At 72.7% G+C, this 14,756-nt stretch carries 15 protein-coding genes; 4 read left to right on the top strand and 11 right to left on the bottom strand.

The window, feature by feature from the left end; genetic code table 11:
* Positions 1-1,230 (bottom strand): APC family permease, encoded by a 1,230-nt coding sequence (locus tag VFZ92_RS05110; RefSeq protein WP_330874546.1) that lies wholly within the window; start codon positions 1,228-1,230, stop codon positions 1-3.
* 111 nt (positions 1,231-1,341) lie between these two features.
* Between VFZ92_RS05110 and VFZ92_RS05105 the strand changes: the two genes are divergently transcribed.
* Together VFZ92_RS05105 and VFZ92_RS05100 are read left to right on the top strand one after the other, a co-directional pair.
* Positions 1,342-1,806, top strand: a complete 465-nt coding sequence (locus VFZ92_RS05105; protein ID WP_330874544.1) for an Lrp/AsnC family transcriptional regulator — start codon at positions 1,342-1,344, stop codon at positions 1,804-1,806.
* Between the two features lie 391 nt (positions 1,807-2,197).
* Complete coding sequence (locus VFZ92_RS05100; RefSeq protein ID WP_330874542.1) at positions 2,198-2,533, top strand: hypothetical protein; 336 nt, start codon at positions 2,198-2,200, stop codon at positions 2,531-2,533.
* A gap of 43 nt (positions 2,534-2,576) precedes the next feature.
* Here the strand turns inward: VFZ92_RS05100 and VFZ92_RS05095 are convergent, their stop codons facing one another.
* Positions 2,577-3,164 (bottom strand): TetR/AcrR family transcriptional regulator, encoded by a 588-nt coding sequence (locus tag VFZ92_RS05095; protein ID WP_330874541.1) that lies wholly within the window; start codon positions 3,162-3,164, stop codon positions 2,577-2,579.
* Between the two features lie 62 nt (positions 3,165-3,226).
* On the opposite strand from VFZ92_RS05095, the gene VFZ92_RS05090 reads away from it, so the two are divergent.
* The gene (locus VFZ92_RS05090; protein WP_330874539.1) at positions 3,227-4,009 is read left to right on the top strand and encodes a class I SAM-dependent methyltransferase; all 783 of its coding nucleotides are present in this window, start codon (positions 3,227-3,229) and stop codon (positions 4,007-4,009) included.
* Here the strand turns inward: VFZ92_RS05090 and VFZ92_RS05085 are convergent.
* From VFZ92_RS05085 to VFZ92_RS05065, 5 genes are read right to left on the bottom strand one after another with little or no spacing between them, the layout of a single operon-like run.
* Positions 3,990-4,688, bottom strand: a complete 699-nt coding sequence (locus VFZ92_RS05085) for an ABC transporter ATP-binding protein (protein ID WP_330874537.1) — start codon at positions 4,686-4,688, stop codon at positions 3,990-3,992. The two genes, VFZ92_RS05090 and VFZ92_RS05085, sit on opposite strands and share 20 nt — an antisense overlap.
* Positions 4,670-5,614, bottom strand: coding sequence for an ABC transporter ATP-binding protein (locus tag VFZ92_RS05080; RefSeq protein ID WP_330874536.1), 945 nt, complete (start codon positions 5,612-5,614; stop codon positions 4,670-4,672). Before VFZ92_RS05080 ends, VFZ92_RS05085 begins: the two co-directional genes overlap by 19 nt.
* Positions 5,608-6,495: an ABC transporter permease gene (locus VFZ92_RS05075; RefSeq protein WP_330874535.1), complete on the bottom strand. Its 888-nt coding sequence runs from the start codon at positions 6,493-6,495 to the stop codon at positions 5,608-5,610. The genes VFZ92_RS05080 and VFZ92_RS05075 overlap by 7 nt, the downstream gene beginning before the upstream one ends.
* A complete protein-coding gene (locus tag VFZ92_RS05070; RefSeq protein ID WP_330874534.1) occupies positions 6,488-7,486 on the bottom strand; it encodes an ABC transporter permease in 999 nt (332 codons plus the stop codon). The genes VFZ92_RS05075 and VFZ92_RS05070 overlap by 8 nt, the downstream gene beginning before the upstream one ends.
* The gene (locus VFZ92_RS05065) at positions 7,483-9,033 is read right to left on the bottom strand and encodes an ABC transporter substrate-binding protein (RefSeq protein ID WP_330874533.1); all 1,551 of its coding nucleotides are present in this window, start codon (positions 9,031-9,033) and stop codon (positions 7,483-7,485) included. Before VFZ92_RS05065 ends, VFZ92_RS05070 begins: the two co-directional genes overlap by 4 nt.
* Before the next feature lie 205 nt (positions 9,034-9,238).
* Here VFZ92_RS05065 and VFZ92_RS05060 point away from each other — a divergent pair, with 205 nt between their 5' ends.
* Positions 9,239-10,459, top strand: coding sequence for an MFS transporter (locus VFZ92_RS05060; RefSeq protein ID WP_330874532.1), 1,221 nt, complete (start codon positions 9,239-9,241; stop codon positions 10,457-10,459).
* Here the strand turns inward: VFZ92_RS05060 and VFZ92_RS05055 are convergent.
* The 4 genes from VFZ92_RS05055 to VFZ92_RS05040 form a co-directional block, all read right to left on the bottom strand.
* Positions 10,434-11,093 carry a hypothetical protein gene (locus VFZ92_RS05055; protein WP_330874531.1) on the bottom strand — a complete coding sequence of 220 codons (660 nt, stop codon included), beginning with the start codon at positions 11,091-11,093 and terminating at the stop codon, positions 10,434-10,436. The two genes, VFZ92_RS05060 and VFZ92_RS05055, sit on opposite strands and share 26 nt — an antisense overlap.
* 260 nt (positions 11,094-11,353) lie before the next feature.
* Positions 11,354-12,301 (bottom strand): hypothetical protein, encoded by a 948-nt coding sequence (locus tag VFZ92_RS05050; RefSeq protein WP_330874530.1) that lies wholly within the window; start codon positions 12,299-12,301, stop codon positions 11,354-11,356.
* Positions 12,298-13,530 (bottom strand): MFS transporter, encoded by a 1,233-nt coding sequence (locus VFZ92_RS05045; protein WP_330874529.1) that lies wholly within the window; start codon positions 13,528-13,530, stop codon positions 12,298-12,300. Before VFZ92_RS05045 ends, VFZ92_RS05050 begins: the two co-directional genes overlap by 4 nt.
* 8 nt (positions 13,531-13,538) lie before the next feature.
* The coding region (locus tag VFZ92_RS05040; protein WP_330874528.1) for a metallophosphoesterase at positions 13,539-14,756 on the bottom strand (1,218 nt) is incomplete at its 5' end.

Raw genomic sequence — 14,756 nt, 5'->3', positions numbered from 1 at the left:
TCACGGGGTGAGCGCCGGCTGGCGCCCCCGAGGTCCGGGACGGGCCGCGGCGCCCGCGGCCACGAGCGCCGCGAGCAGCACGGCGCACCCGCTGAAGCCGATGATCACCAGGACTCCGGCGAACGCCACCGCCGCCACCGCCCGCACCGGGCCGGTGAGCAGCCGCCACGCCGCGGCCGTGCACCCGAGGTAGACGACCAGGAACAGCGTGCTGGGCACGGTGACCAGGTCCTCGGGGGCGAGGACCCCCGCACCCCCGAGGCCGAGCAGCGCGCAGGCGGAGGCCACCACGACGACGAGCAGCCAGTCGGGAGGGCCGCCGCGGGGCCGCGCCGAGGGCCGGGTGAGGGAGCGGGCGAGCGCGGCGGCCCCGGTCAGGTAGGCGTTGACGCCGCCCAGGGTCAGGACGGCCGCGCCGACGGCGGCCACCGCCGCCCCCGCCGGACCGATCGCGGTGGTGAGGAGGTCGGTCACGGGCGTGGAGGGCGACGCTCCGGGGCCGAGCACGGAGATGGTGGCCGTGGCCAGCGCCAGGTAGATCAGGCCCGTCGCGCCGAACGCGATGCCGATGACCCTCGGGAGTTGGGAGCGCGGGTCGGCGAAGCGGGCGGTGAGCGGGGCCACGGCCTCCCAGCCGACGAACGACAGCACGAGCACCGAGGCCGTCGACCCGATGGCGGTCCAGCCGTGCGGTGCGAACGGGGTCCAGTTGTCCGCGTCCGCCGCCGGGGCCGATCCGACGACGGCGACCGCCACGATCACCACCAGCAGCACGACCAGTCCCAGTTGGACGGTCGTCGAGGTGCGCACGCCGCGGGAGGTCGTGACCAGCGCGAGGGTCAGCAGGCCCGCCGCGGCGACCGCGGGGGCGAGCGGGCCGTCCGCGCCGACGAGCCCGGCGAGGTACGTGCCGCCGATGTAGGAGACGATCGGCGCGCCGGTGACGACCCCGGCCAGGAAGCACCACGAGACCGCCTGGCCCGCGCGGTGGCCCAGGCCGTCCTCGGCGTAGGCGCGCACGCCCGTGGCCGACGGGCGTTGGACGCCCAGTGCCGCGAAGACGACCGCGAGCAGGCCGGACACGGCCAGCAGTGCCACCCACGCCAGGATCGACGCGGGCCCGGACCCGGCCGACGCGAGGCCGGGCAGCAGGAGCAGTCCCGGTCCGAGCAGTGCTCCGATGTACAGCGCCGCCCCGCGGGAGACCGTGAGGGGCTCGATCGATGTCATGGCGCAATTTTTGCAAGAAGGTCACCGCACACGATGGCGAATGTGTCGCCTATTGGCATGGTCTGTGCACGATACGTGCGCACAAGTCGTGATTGGTGGCAGGATGTTGACATGACTGAGTTGGACGACATCGACCGGGCCATCCTCGCCCGCCTCCAGGTCGACGGCCGGATCGCGAACGTCGACCTGGCCGAGGCGGTCTCGCTGTCGCCGTCCGCCTGCCTGCGCAGGCTCCGCGCGCTGGAGCAGGAGGGGTTGATCTCCGGCTACCGGGCCGAACTCGACCGGGCCAAGCTCGGCCTCGACCTGACGGTGTTCATCGAGCTGACGGTGGAGTCGCACTCCAGGGAGACCTCGGTGGTCGTGGAGCGGGCGCTGGCCGCGATCCCGTCGGTGGTCGCCTGCCACCTCGTGTCCGGGGCGGCGGACTTCCTGGTCGAGGCGGCCGTCCCGGACCTGCCGTCCTACGAACGCCTGCTGCTGGACCGGATCCTGACCATCCCGCACGTCGTCGGCGCCGAGAGCACGTTCGCGATCCGCACGGTCAAGACCCGCGGTCCGCTGCCGTTGGGCTGACCGCCGCGCCCGGTGTCCGTTTTCGGTGATTGGTCGTGCGGCGTCGGGTGAATTCGCGATCACTCCTTTCTGGTCGACGTGGAATTGAAGGAAATTTCTCGAAGTCGCCCGCCCGCGCGTCCGGGTTGCTAGCGTCGTCGGCTGGGGGAGGGGGTTGTGCGCGGTCGGATCACGAGGGGGATCCGACCACGGCGCACGGAAACCGGTGTGCTCGGGCTGGGTTCGCGGTGTCGTCCGCGATTGTTCCGCTCATCAGCGCCGAGCCTGGTCGAGGTGATATCCGGGTTGTTTCCGCGTGGGCGGATCTCGGGAAAAGGTCATTGTCCGGTGATAACGCGAATCGCGTCTGCTTCGCGTGCCCGGAAATGGAGAGGGGAACACGATGAGAATGGTGAAGACAGCGCTCGTGGGGGTTTTCGCGGCCGGTGTCGCGGTGCTCGGCCTCGCCGCGCCCGCGCAGGCGGCGGAGCAGGCGGCGGACGACCCGTCGTACTCGCTGATGGCCTCGGCGCCCTCGTGCGTCGAGCTGTCGCAGGGGCGCAACGGCGGTACGGCGTGGGCGGAGGCCACGAACAGGTGCGGCTACGCCGTCCGGGTCCGGATGATCTGGGCCTGGGCGTCCGACGGGGCGTGCACCTCGTTGCCCGACCGCTACTACTACCGGGAGACCCGAGGGGCGGCGAGCGTCCCCCCGCGCCCGTACGTGAGCGAGCTCAGGAGCTGCTGAGCCCGAGCCGGGGCCGGGTGGCGTCCGCCACCCGGCCCGCCGGTCAGCGCAGGGCGCCCGCGACGACCGAGGCGACCATCCGCCGGACGACGTCCGGCTCCGGCGGGGTGCCGGTGCGGTCGGCGAACAGCAGGTGACCGGTCCCGATCAGCGTCGGGGCGAGGACGTCGACCTCGGCGTCCGCCGCGATGCGGCCCAGCGCGCGCTCGTCCTCCAGGTAGGAGGCGATCATGGTGGCGGCCTCGGTCAGCACGGGTACGCCCGCGGGCCACGACTCGCGCAGCCGGGCGCGCAGGTCGTCCCGGAAGGTGATGAGCGCGACGATCGCCACGGCCACCGACCCGAACAGGGCAGTCACGGCGCTGGTGAGGTTGTCCGTGACCGAGCCCGTCCCCGCCGCGTCGCGCAGCGCGGCGGCCTGACCGTCCATCCGCTCGACCCGGTCGAGCACGAACTCCGCGAGGAACGCGTCGAAGTCGGGGAAGTGCCGGTGCACCACGCCCTTGGACACCCCCGCCTCCGCGGTGACCGAACGGCTGGTCAGCGCCGCGGGTCCGTCCCGGAGCAGGATGCGGTCGGCGGCGTCGAACAGCTGCTCGCGCACGTCGCGCAGGGCGACCCCGGTGGGCACGGTGCTTCGCTCCTCACTCCACCCGCTTGACGAGTGGGCGCTCGCCCACTATTAGTGGGCACATGCCCATTCTACCGTCCCAACCCCATGAGGCGCGCGAGGTCGCCGAGTCGTTCGGCGTCGATCCCGCGCGCTACGACCGCGCCCGTCCCCGCTACCCCGACCCGCTGGTGGAGGCCTTGACCGCCGCGGGTCCCACCGTGCTGGACGTCGGCACCGGAACCGGCATCGTCGCCCGGCAGCTGCGGGCCGCCGGGTGCGCGGTGCTGGGGGTCGAGGTCGACCCGAGGATGGCCGAGTTCGCCCGCCGGGACCTCGACGTGGAGGTGTCGGCGTTCGAGACCTGGGACCCCGCGGGCCGCACCTTCGACGCCGTCGTCTCCGGCCAGACCTGGCACTGGATCGACCCGGTCGCCGGAGCGGCGAAGGCGGCCGAAGCCCTCCGCCCCGACGGCCTGCTCGCGGTGTTCTGGAACGTCGGCCAACCGCCGCCCGAGCTGTCCCGTGCCTTCGCCGACGTCTACCGCGCGGTCGTGCCCGACTCGCAGGCCGCCCGCTGGGCGACCGTCGACCCGAACGGCTACTCGGTCCTGTGCGACCGGGCGGCCGACGGGCTGAGGGCGTCGGGCGCGTTCGGCGAACCGGGGCGGCTGCGGTTCGACTGGAGCCGCACGTACACCAGGGACGAGTGGCTCGACCAGGTCCCCACCACCGGCGCCCACACCCGCTTCCCGCCCGACGACCTCGCGCGCGTGCTCGACGGCCTCGGAGCCGCCATCGACGCCGCGGGCGGCGTCGTCGCGGTCGAGTACGCCACCGTCGCGGTCACCGCACGTCGGAGCTGACCCGCTGCGCGAGGACCCCGTCCGGGCTGAGGTCGACGGTCCGGTCGGCCCACCGGTTCAGCAGGACGGCGTCGTGGGAGATGGCCAGCACGCCCGCGCCCGTGCGGCCCTGGTAGTCGCGGATCAGGCCGACCAGCGCCGCCGTGGTCGACGCGTCGAGCATGGTCGTCATCTCGTCGCAGATCAGGTAGTCCGGGTCCAGCGCGAGCGTCCTCGCGAGGCAGGCGCGCTGGAGCTGGCCGTCGCTGACCTCGTGCGCCCGGCGGGAGAGCAGGTCCGGCGTGAGCATCACCAGGTCGGCCAGCTCGTCCGCGCGGTCGGTGGGCGCCCCGGTGGCGAGCAGCGGTTCGGTGATGGCGGCGCGCAGCGTCATCCTCGGGTCCACCGACAGCCTGGGCTGCTGGAACAGCACGCCGATCCGGACGCGCTGCGCGTGCGGGGTGCGGTGCCGGTAGCCGGTCACGGGCTCGTCGTCCAGGTGGACCGTGCCCGAGAAGGGCTTGTGCAGCAGGGCGAGCACGCGCGCCAGGGTGGACTTGCCGCTGCCGCTCGGTCCGGCCAGACCGGTGGTCCGTCCGGCGTGGACGGTCAGGTCGACCCGGTCCAGCACGGGGCGGCGGGGGTCGTAGCCCGCGACGACCGCCTCGGCGCGCAGCCCGGTCAGCACGGGCGGTGGCACGCGACGGCGTGCTCCGTGTCGAGGGGCAGCGCGGGGACCTCGGCGCACTCGGGCACGACCCGGTCGCAGCGCGGGGCGAACGAGCAGCCCGGCGGCAGGTCGGTGAGCAGCGGCGGCATTCCGGGCACGGGGGTGAACGCGCGGTCGGGCAGGGCGTCGCCGAGGCCTCGCGTGTACGGGTGGCCGGGGGCGTCGAGCACGGTGTGCGGCGGTCCGACCTCGATCAGCCGCCCTGCGTACATGACGGCGATCCGGTCGGCCACGCGTTGCGCCGCGGCCAGGTCGTGGGTGATCAGCAGGACGGCGTGGCCGTCGGCGACGAGCCTGCGGAACTCCTCCAGCAGCCCCTCGACGAGGTGGTGGTCCAGGCCGGTCGTGGGTTCGTCGGCGATGATCAGCCACGGGTCGCCGACCAGCGCGAGCGCGGTGGCCACGCGCTGGGCCATGCCGCCGGACAGCTCGTGCGGGTAGTGGTCGAGGTCCTCGGGGGCCAGTCCGGCGCGGGCGGCCACGCCGTTCGCGCGGCCCCGCGGGTCCGGCTCGTCGGGGTGGTGCGCGCGGACGGCTTCCTCCAGCTGCGCGCGGGCGGTGCGGACCGGGGTGAGGTGGGACGCCGGACTCTGCGGGACGAGCCCGATCCGGCGTCCCCGCACGGTCGTCGCGAGCTGCCGGTCGGTCGCGGCCAGCAGGTCGAGGGGTGGACCGTCCTCATCGCTCAGGACCGCGCTGCCGGACACCTGCGCGTTGCCCGGCAGGAACCCGAGCAGCGCGCCGGCCAGGACGGTCTTGCCGCAGCCGCTCTCGCCGACCAGCGCGAGGCACTGGCCGGGCCGCAGCCGCAGCGACACGTCGGCGACGGCCGCGACGGTGGCGCCGGGCAGCGCGAACCGCACCGAGACGTGGTCGACGGCCAGTTCGGTCACCACGTGAGCTCCGAGCGGCGTCGGGGGTTGAGCCGGTCTCGCCAGACGCCGCTGAGTCCGGAGATGGCCAGGGTGACGACGATCAGCGCGAGGCCGGGCGCGAGCGACATCCACCAGCCGCCGGTGAGCAGCGACCGCTGGGCGTCGTTGATCATGTTGCCGATGCTGGCCTCGTGCGGTGGCAGGCCGAGCCCGAGGAACGACAGCGCCGTCTCGTGCCACACGGCGTGCGGGATCATCAGCGTGGTCGACAGCAGCACCTGCGGGGTCACGTTGGGCAGCAGGTGCCGCACGAGGATCCGGGTCCGCGACGAGCCGCCGACGATCGCGGCGTCCACGAACGGGCGCCCGCGCAGCGACAGGACCTCCGACCGCACGATCCGCGCGGACGTCAGCCAGTGCGTGAGACCGATGGAGATGACCACGGCGGTCAGGCTGGGCCGCAGGATCGCGACGATCACGATGCCCAGCAGCAGGTGCGGCACCGACGCCACCGCGTCGACCAGGCGCATCAGCAGCCGGTCCACCCAGCCGCCGACCGACCCGGCCAGCGCGCCCACCGCCGTGCCGACCGCGGAGGACACCACCGCGGCCACCAGCCCGACGGTCAGCGACACGCGCAGGGCGTAGACGCACCGGAGCAGCACGTCGCGGCCGAGTTCGTCGGTCCCGAACGGGTGTGCCGCGTCCGGTGGGCGGTTGGCCGAGCCCAGGTCGACGAGCTGCTGGTCGAGGTCGACCACCAGCGGCACCACGAGCACCGCCAGGACGACGACGCCGAGGACGACGGCCGAGGGGATCAGCCGCCACCGGGGCGAGAGGTGCGTGCTCGCGGCGGCGAGCCGGGACCGGGGGACCGGCCGCCACGTCCGCTGGTCAACCATCGAGCCCCACCCTCGGGTCGGCGAGCGCGTACAGGACGTCGGCGATCAGGTTGCCCAGCAGCACGACCGCCGTGGCCAGCACGGTGAGCGCCCCCATCAGCGCGAAGTCGACGTTGAGCGCGGCGTCGACCGTGGCCCTGGCGATGCCGGGCCAGGAGAACACCGTCTCCACCAGCAGCGCGCCGGTGATCAGCTCGGGCAGCCGGGCGCCGACGAGCGTGAGGAACGGCAGCAGCGAGGTGCGCAGCGCGTGGCCGACCACGACGCGGCGGTCCGACAGCCCGCGCGAGCGCGCGCCGACCACGTGGTCCTGGCTGAACGACTCCAGCAGGTTCTGCCGCACGAACAGCACGAACCACGGCGCCTGCGAGATCGCCAGCACGGACGCCGGCAGCACCAGGTGCGTGGCGACCTGGCCGACGCCCAACGCCTCGCCGGCGTCGGTCAGGCCACCGCCGGGCAGCCAGCGCAGGTGCAGCGCGAACACGTACAGCGCGGCCAGCCCGAGCCAGAACACCGGGGCGGCTTCGAGGGTGTAGGAGGTGGCGGTGATCGCCCGGTCCAGCCACCCGCCCCGCAACCACGCCGCCGCCGTGCCCAGCAGCAGACCGAGCAGCAGCGCCAGGGCGAAGCCGACCGAGACCAGCAGGACCGTCCACCCCAGACGGTCGCCGACGACCTCGGACACGGGCTGCCGCAACGACAGCGAGTCGCCGAAGTCGCCCGCGACGGCGTGCCGCAGCCAGGCGAGGTACTGCTCGACCACGGGCCGGTCGACGCCCCAGTTCTCCCGGATCCGGGCGATCCGCTCGGGGCTCGCGCCGATGATCCGCACGCCGAAGTACCGCTCGATCGGGTCGAACGGCGAGGCCTTGGCGAGGACGAACAGCGCGAAGCTCACCAGCAGCAGCACCGGGACGGCGAAACCGAGGCGCCGCAGCGCGAGCCGCCCGATCGCCCGGCCCCGACGCCGCCGCGCGGTGGCGGTCACGGCTTGGGGGTCCAGCGTTCGAGGTTCCACCAGACCGCGTGCACCAGGCCGTGGTCGTGCGGCTCGACCTGCTCCTCCTGGCCGTTCCACCGGTCCCGCAGCACGTAGGTGTGGTCCAGGAACACCAGGAACGCCCAGCCGGGGTCGGCGGTGTAGGCCTTCTGGAAGTCGGTGTAGGCCTGCTTGCGGACGGCCGGGTCGAGGCTGCGGCGGCCGGTGTCCAGCGCCGCGTCCACGGTCGCGTTCCGGTACAGCGACATGTTGACGTAGCCTTCCTGGCCCGCGTAGCGGGAGTGCAGCAGCGAGTACGCCGCGGTGTCCGGGTCGTAGGGGTCGCCGCCGCCCCAGACGCTCGCGGCCTCGCTCCGCCGCTGGAGCATCACCTCGAACGTCGTCGCCTCCACCGGGGCGTCGATGCCGAGCCGCGCGATGTCGCTCGCGGTCGCCAGCGCCAGTTCCTTGCGCAGCACGTCCGGTGCGGGGTAGAGCACCGGCAGGCGCGCGGCCTGGCCGTCGCGGGACCGCTTGCCGTCCGACCCGAGCAGCCACCCGGCCTCGTCGAGCAGCCGCGCGGCGCCGTCGGGGTCGTGGCGGAACACCGCGCCCTGGTCGTACCAGTCGGCCAGGTACGGCGAGATCGGGGTGGCCGCGGGTTTCCCGGCTCCGGCGAGCACGGTGTCGATCATCGCCTGCCGGTCGATGCCGAGGTTGATCGCGAGGCGCACCCTGGGATCGGAGGTCAGCGGCAGCTCGGACGGGATGCCGAGGCCGCGGTAGTCCGCGGAGGGGTTGCGCACCACCCGGTAGCCGTCGCGGTCGCGGTAGGCGCCCGCGAGCTTCGGCGGCAGCACCGTGCCGTCGAACTCGCCCGCCGCCATCCGCGTGGCGCGCGCGTTGTCGTCGGCGACGAACACGACGGTCACGGTCTTCACCGCCGGAGCACCGCCCCAGTAGGACTCGTTGGCCCTCAACACCATCCGGTCGCCCTTGCGCCACTCGGCGACCGTGTAGGGCCCGGTCCCGACCGGCGCCGAGTTGAACGGCGCGGAGTTCACGTCGACCCCGTCGAAGGCCTTGCGGGGCACGACACCCAGCGCCAACTGCTGCGCGAACGGCGCGTACGGGTACTTCAGCCGGAACTCCACCGTGCGGTCGTCGGGCGCGGTCACGTCGGCCAGCGCGTCCAGGCGGGAGGCGATCGTGGAGTTGGTCCCGGGGTCGAGCACCGACCTGAAGGTGAACACGACGTCCTGCGCGGACAGCGGTGTGCCGTCGGAGAACGTCGTGCCGGCGCGCAGCGTCGCCGTCCACACCAGACCGTCGGCCGACGCGGTCGGCAGCCGCTCGGCCAGCGCGGGCACGAGCTGGAGCTTCGCGTCCCGCGCCACCAGCCCGTCGAACACCTTCGACGCCCCGTCGGGGGCGTACCCCAGGATCGGGTTGAGGTTCTCCGGCTCGCCGCCCGCGCCGATGACGATGGACCCACCGGTCTGAGCCGAACCCCCACCGCCGTCCGGCGAGGTGCACCCGAGGAGCAGGAGCCCCACTGCCGCGAGAACGGTCGTCGGTCCGTGGCGCACGCGTGTCCCCCGAACGTGGTGGTCCTCTGTTGCGGGAAGATGCTAACAGCAAGTTGCTGGCAACAAGAAGCCGGAAATGTCGCGTTCGTCGCACGGAGCCGCCGGGGCCGTGCGCGTCCCCCGGCCCGGTCGACCACAATCGACCACCGGTCGAGACGGGGGAGCGGTGGTCGTGGTCGTGCCGTTGCGGAGGAACCGGCGGTTCCAGCTGCTCTGGGTGGGCAGCGCCGTGTCCCAGCTCGGCACGGAGCTGACGAAGTTCGCGCTGCCGTTCCTCGTGCTGGCGCTGACGGGCTCGCCGGGGTGGGCCGGTGTGGTCGTCGGGACCCGCACCGCCGCGTTCATCACCGCCCAACTGCCCGCCGGCATCTGGGTCGACCGGTGGGACCGCCGCCGCACGCTGCTCCTCAGCCAGGGCGCGCAGCTGGTCAACGCGGCGGTGCTGGCCCTGCTGATCGTCCTCGGCGGGGTCGAGCTCTGGCACCTCCTCGTGCTGGGCGCGGTGGACGGGGTCTGCACCGCGTTCGGCGGACCCGCCCGCACGACCGCGATCCGCGCCGTCGTCCCACCCGACCAGCTGCGCGGCGCGTACGCCCAGGAGGAGGCGCGCGGCCACGCGGGCAGGCTGGTCGGCCCGCCGCTGGGCGCCTTCCTGTTCGGACTCGGCCGCGCGCTGCCGTTCGTCGTGGACGTGCTGACGTTCCTGGTCTCGTTCCTCTGCTCGCTGTTCGCGACGGTGCCCCGGCACCCGGACACGCCGCGCGCGGCGGAGCGGACGAGCATGCGGCGGGAGGCGGCCGACGCCGTCGGGTGGCTGTGGCGGCAGCACGGCCTGCGCGGCGTCTGCTTCGCGGTGATGGCCATGAACCTGCTCGGCGGCGCCCTCCTGATCCCGCTCATCGTGCTGGTCGGGGAACGCGGCGGCGACGTCCTGACCACCGGCGTGGTCTACGCGGGCATCGGCGTGGGCGGCCTGCTCGGCGCGCTGCTGTCCGCGCGCATCGGCGGCCTGCTCCCCGCGGGCAGGCTGCTCATCGCCATCCTCGTCCTCTTCGGCGCGTGCAACGCCGCGATGGTCCTCCCGATCGCCGCGTGGTGGCCGATGATCCCCCTCCTGATCACCTCGCTCACCACCCCGACGCTCAACGTCGTCATGAACGTCGCCATCTCCAGACTCGTCCCGGAGGCCATGCTCGGCCGCCTGGACGCCCTGCTCACGGTGGTCGGCATGGGCCTGTCCCCGCTCGCCCCGGTGCTGGGCGGGGTGCTCGCGGCGGAACTGGGGGGCGCGGTCGCCGTGCTCGTGCTCGGTGTCGGGTTCCTCCTGACCGCGCTGGTCGCCGCGGCCAGTCGTGACCTGCGCGAGTTCACCGACGACGAGTCCACCGCGTGAACGGTCGGCTCGTTGATCGCGTGGTGTCCGGTGGTCGGGTTTGCTCGACTCCAGGGCGGATGCCGACGATGTGAGACCTGACATTGCACAAGGCCAGCCACACCTTTGGAAATCTGAGCCGTGCGCGTTGTGCGGTGGTGGCTCTTTTGCTCAGCTTCAGCCTTTCCATCCTCTCTTGGCACGTCATCCGGCCACACAGCAGTGCGATGTCGACCGCGAGTTCCTCGAAGTACCGGTAGGCGGAGCCTGGGACGTACCGATCCTCGTCCCACACCGTGATCTGCCCGAGGTACTTGCGCACCTCGGGGTCCTCCCAGGTTCGCAGTGCTGCGTAGCCAACGGTTGTCGGAACAAGGTCGTCCAGTGTCACTACTCCCCGCCGAACGTTGTGTCCCACGTTGTTGAAGTAGTCGAGGAGGTGGATCAGGGCCAGTTCGTCCTCCGTGCCGAGGAACTCGTCGCTGTAGACGAACCTGCCGTGGTCGATATCCATGAAAGTCGTGGTGATGTGCGTGCTCAGGTAAAAATCGTTCGTGTAGTTCCGAATCAATTCAGCGCGGCGCATCTGCCTGCCAAATTTCCGGGTCCTCAGGTAGGTGATCCATGAAGCCAGGACGCCGGCTACCGCGATCAAGTGTTCTGGTCGCACGGCACGGGGGACCGGGTGAGGGCGAAAATTGGTGACGAAAGCGGTGGGATCTTCATGTGGAGCAATCGACCCTTGAGAACTGGACGTTACGGGTCCAGTCTCAGGGCCTGTTCGAGGATCGCGTCCACGATGACCCGGCAGCGGTGCTCCGTGTGGTTCCTCGGACAGGGGATTGCGGGAGGCGCGGTCGCCGCGGCCAGTCGTGACCTGCGCGAGTTCACCGACGACGCGCCTCCCAGCTCTCCCTAGCCCGTCACGGCGGGCGATGCCGCGTGCTCGGCCAGCCGTCGCGAACCACCGGTGCCGTCGGCCGGTACCGCCCACACGCCGTCGTCGAGTCCGTACAGGACGGTCGTGTCGTCCTGCCACAGCGCCTGGTCGTCGACGCCGCGCGTCTCGGCCAGCTCCGTCTCCTCCAGCGTCGCGAGGTCCAGCACCGCCAGTCTCCACACGCCGTCGGACACCCTCTTCTTGAACGCGACCCGCGTGCCGTCCGGTGACAGCGACGGGCACTCGACGTTCTCGCGCACCACCTTCCCCTGGTAGCGCGCGTAGTCCGCCTCGACCAGGTAGGTCTTCCCCCGGCTGCCGAGGGTGGCGTAGAAGCGGGTGCCGTCCGGGGCGAACGTGGTTCCCCAGTAGTTGACGTCGGCGGCGAAGTAGCGGCGGTCGCCGGTGTACACCGGCAGCTCCTCGATCGTCTTGACCAGCCGCCCCGTCTCGACCTCGTAGAGCCCGGACCTGGTCGAGAAACCCGTCGCGGCGTAGGAGTCGCCGGTGACGAACAGGGTCCAGTGGACGATCTTCCCGTCCGGGGACACGCGGGCGCGGCTCGGTGCGCCGGGCAGCGACTCCTGGTGGCGCACGGCGAGGTTCGCGTCGAGCACCCGCACGTCCGTGACGGCGGGCAGCACGCCGGGCCTGGCGGTCAGGCACACCGCGGTCCGCCGGGCCACGGCGAACCGGTCGCACTCCAGGCCGCTCACCCGCCGCGGACCACCCGGATCGGACACCGGCACCGAGGCGACGCGGCCGGTGCCGGTGTCGCGGAACAGGAGTTGGCCCGGTGCCAGGGTGAGCTGCTCGGCCGCCGGTTCGTCGGTGGCGGACCCCTGGCGCGCCGCGACGGTGAACACCACGGCGGCGCCGACGAGCAGCACCGACCCGAGGAGGGCGATCAGGAGGCGCTTCACGACCGCACCGGCCTGACCACCGCGGCGGCGGCGACGACGACGGTGAGCGCGCCCGCGGCGACGAGCACCGCGGGGCGCGGCCCCCAGACCGTCCACGCCAGTCCGAAGAGGACGGACGAGGCCATGCGGGCCACCGCCTGCCCGGTCTGGACGACGGCGAAGCCGGTGGCCCGCAGTTCGGCCGGGACCACCGGGCCCGCCGCCGCCATCAGCACCCCGTCGGTGGCCGCGTAGAACACGCCGTGCAGCGCCAGCGCGAGCACGGCGAGGCTCGGACCGGACACCGGTCCGCACACCACGACCAGCGCCGCACCGAGCGCCGCGTGACCGCCGAGGAACACCGGCCACCGGCCGATCCGGTCGGCGAGCCTGCCGATCGGCACGGCCAGCAGCAGGTAGACCGCTGCTGTGCCGAGCGGCAGCAGCGGGAAGAACGCCACGGGCACGTCCCAGCGCCGTTGCAGCACCAGGTAGAGGAACGCGTCCCCGACGGTGACCAGCCCCAGCGCCGCGGCCCAGACCACGATCCGGCGGAAGTCGCCGCGCCGCAACAACTCCAGCGCGGCCCCCGGTGACACCGCGGCCCGGTCGGCCGTCCCCGGCCGGTCGCGGACGAACAGCACCAGCAGGAGCACGCCGACCGCCGCGACGCAGAAGCTGGTGAAGAACACCGCCGGGTAGCTGCCGAGGCTGACGGCCAGCACGCCCATCGCGGCCACGGGGCCGAGCAGGGCGCCGACGGTGTCGAGCGCCCGGTGCACGCCGAACGACCGGCCGAGCGCGGCGGGGTCGCTGCTCAACGAGATCAGCGCGTCGCGCGGGCCGGTGCGCAGGCCCTTGCCGGTCCGGTCGGCGGCCAGCACGACGCCGATCGCCGCGACCGACGACCCGGCCGCCAGCAGGCCGAGCTTGCACACCGCGGACAAGCCGTACCCGAGACCGGCGACCGCCTTGAGCCGTCTCCACCGGTCGGCCAGGTGGCCGCCGAGGACCCGCACGACGGCGGTGGCGCCCGCGTACAGCCCGTCGAGCAGCCCGAACTGCAACGGGTTCAGGCCGAGGCCGAGCACCAGGTACAGCGGGAGCACGGCGGTGACCATCTCCGAGGAGACGTCGGTGACGAGGCTGACCGCGCCGAGCGCCAGCACGTTGGCGGGCACCCGCCGCTTCACGGGCGCCGGGTCGATCCCGGTCGCGAGGTCGGGGGTGCGGCTTGCCGCGATGTACATGCTCGCCCCTAGTGGCAGGTGTAGGTCGGGCTGCTGTCCAGCACCGACCTGTCGAGACCGATGAGCTGCGTCGAGAACGTCGTGTCCGTCATCGACAGCTTCACCACGCCGAACGCCCGCAGCAGCTTCGCCGTGGTCGGGTGGGCCGCGTTCACGTCGTAGAGCGGGGCTCCGCCCGTGCCGCCGAGGATCTGCACCGGACCGTTCGGATCGGCCTTGCCCGCCCCGTTCTGCGGGACGAACCTCTCGTAGTGGTGGTCGTGCCCGTTGAGCACCAGGTCGACCCGGTTGTCGACCAGGACCTGCCACAGCGGGGCGCTGTCGGGGTTGTCGCCGTGGTCACCCGAGCTGAACCGCGGGTGGTGGTAGTACGCGGCCACGCAGCCCCTGGTGTTGGCGGCGAGGTCCCGCTTCAGCCACGCGAGCTGCGCGGGCTCGGCGAAGTCGTGGGTGGTGAAGTCGTTGGAGTCCAGGGCGATGAAGTGCCAGTTCCCCATCTCCCACGAGTAGTAGTTCTTCCCCTGGGGGGTGGCGATCGGACCGAAGTAGTCGCGGTAGCCCTGGAACGGCGTGTCGTCGTAGGTCTCGTGGTTGCCGGGGACCGGGTGGGTGATGCTCTTGAACTTCCCCCACGTCTTGTCGTAGTGGTTTCGGAAGTCCGACAGGTGCGCGTCGTCGTACTGGTTGTCGCCCATGGTGATCACGGCCGCGGGGTTCATCGCCTCGACGAGCTTCGCGGTCTTCGGGTGGACGCAGTCCGGGTCGCTCGCGGTGCACTGGTAGGCGATGTCGCCCGCCGCGGCGAGCACGAACGACCCGCTGCCACCGGGTTTCGTCCTCGCCGTGACGGCCGCGCCGACCGGCGAGGTGTTGCCCGCGGCGTCACGGGCCCGCACGGCGTAGGCGTAGTCGGTGTCCGCGGTCAGACCGGTGTCGTTGAACGAGGTGGTCGCGCTGGTCGCGACCACCTGCCCGCCGCGCAGGACGTCGTAGCCGGTGACGCCGACGTTGTCGGTGGACGGCGACCAGGCCAGCGCGACGCTGCTCGCCGTGGTCGTGCCCGCCGTGAGCCCGGTGGGCGTGCTCGGCGCCAGGGTGTCACCGGTCGAGTCGGCCGAGCCGTACGCCTTGACCTCCCAGAGGGAGTAGCCGTACTTCGTGGCGCGGGTGGTCCCCACGACGCGCAGGTACCGGCCGTGCGCGGCCAGGCCGGGCAGGTCGTCGGT

Source organism: Umezawaea sp., assembly GCF_036375055.1.
In the GTDB taxonomy this organism is placed as follows: Bacteria; Actinomycetota; Actinomycetes; order Mycobacteriales; family Pseudonocardiaceae; genus Umezawaea.
The sequence above is the reverse complement of the archived record's forward strand: the minus strand, read 5'-3'. Positions and strand labels throughout refer to the sequence as shown.

Coding starts and splice junctions, on each gene's coding strand:
- VFZ92_RS05105 (WP_330874544.1), top strand. CDS start 1,342: ATGACTGAGTTGGACGACATCGACCGGGCCATCCTCGCCCGCCTCCAG.
- VFZ92_RS05075 (WP_330874535.1), bottom strand. CDS start 6,495: ATGGTTGACCAGCGGACGTGGCGGCCGGTCCCCCGGTCCCGGCTCGCC.
- VFZ92_RS05045 (WP_330874529.1), bottom strand. CDS start 13,530: ATGTACATCGCGGCAAGCCGCACCCCCGACCTCGCGACCGGGATCGAC.
- VFZ92_RS05090 (WP_330874539.1), top strand. CDS start 3,227: ATGCCCATTCTACCGTCCCAACCCCATGAGGCGCGCGAGGTCGCCGAG.
- VFZ92_RS05110 (WP_330874546.1), bottom strand. CDS start 1,230: ATGACATCGATCGAGCCCCTCACGGTCTCCCGCGGGGCGGCGCTGTAC.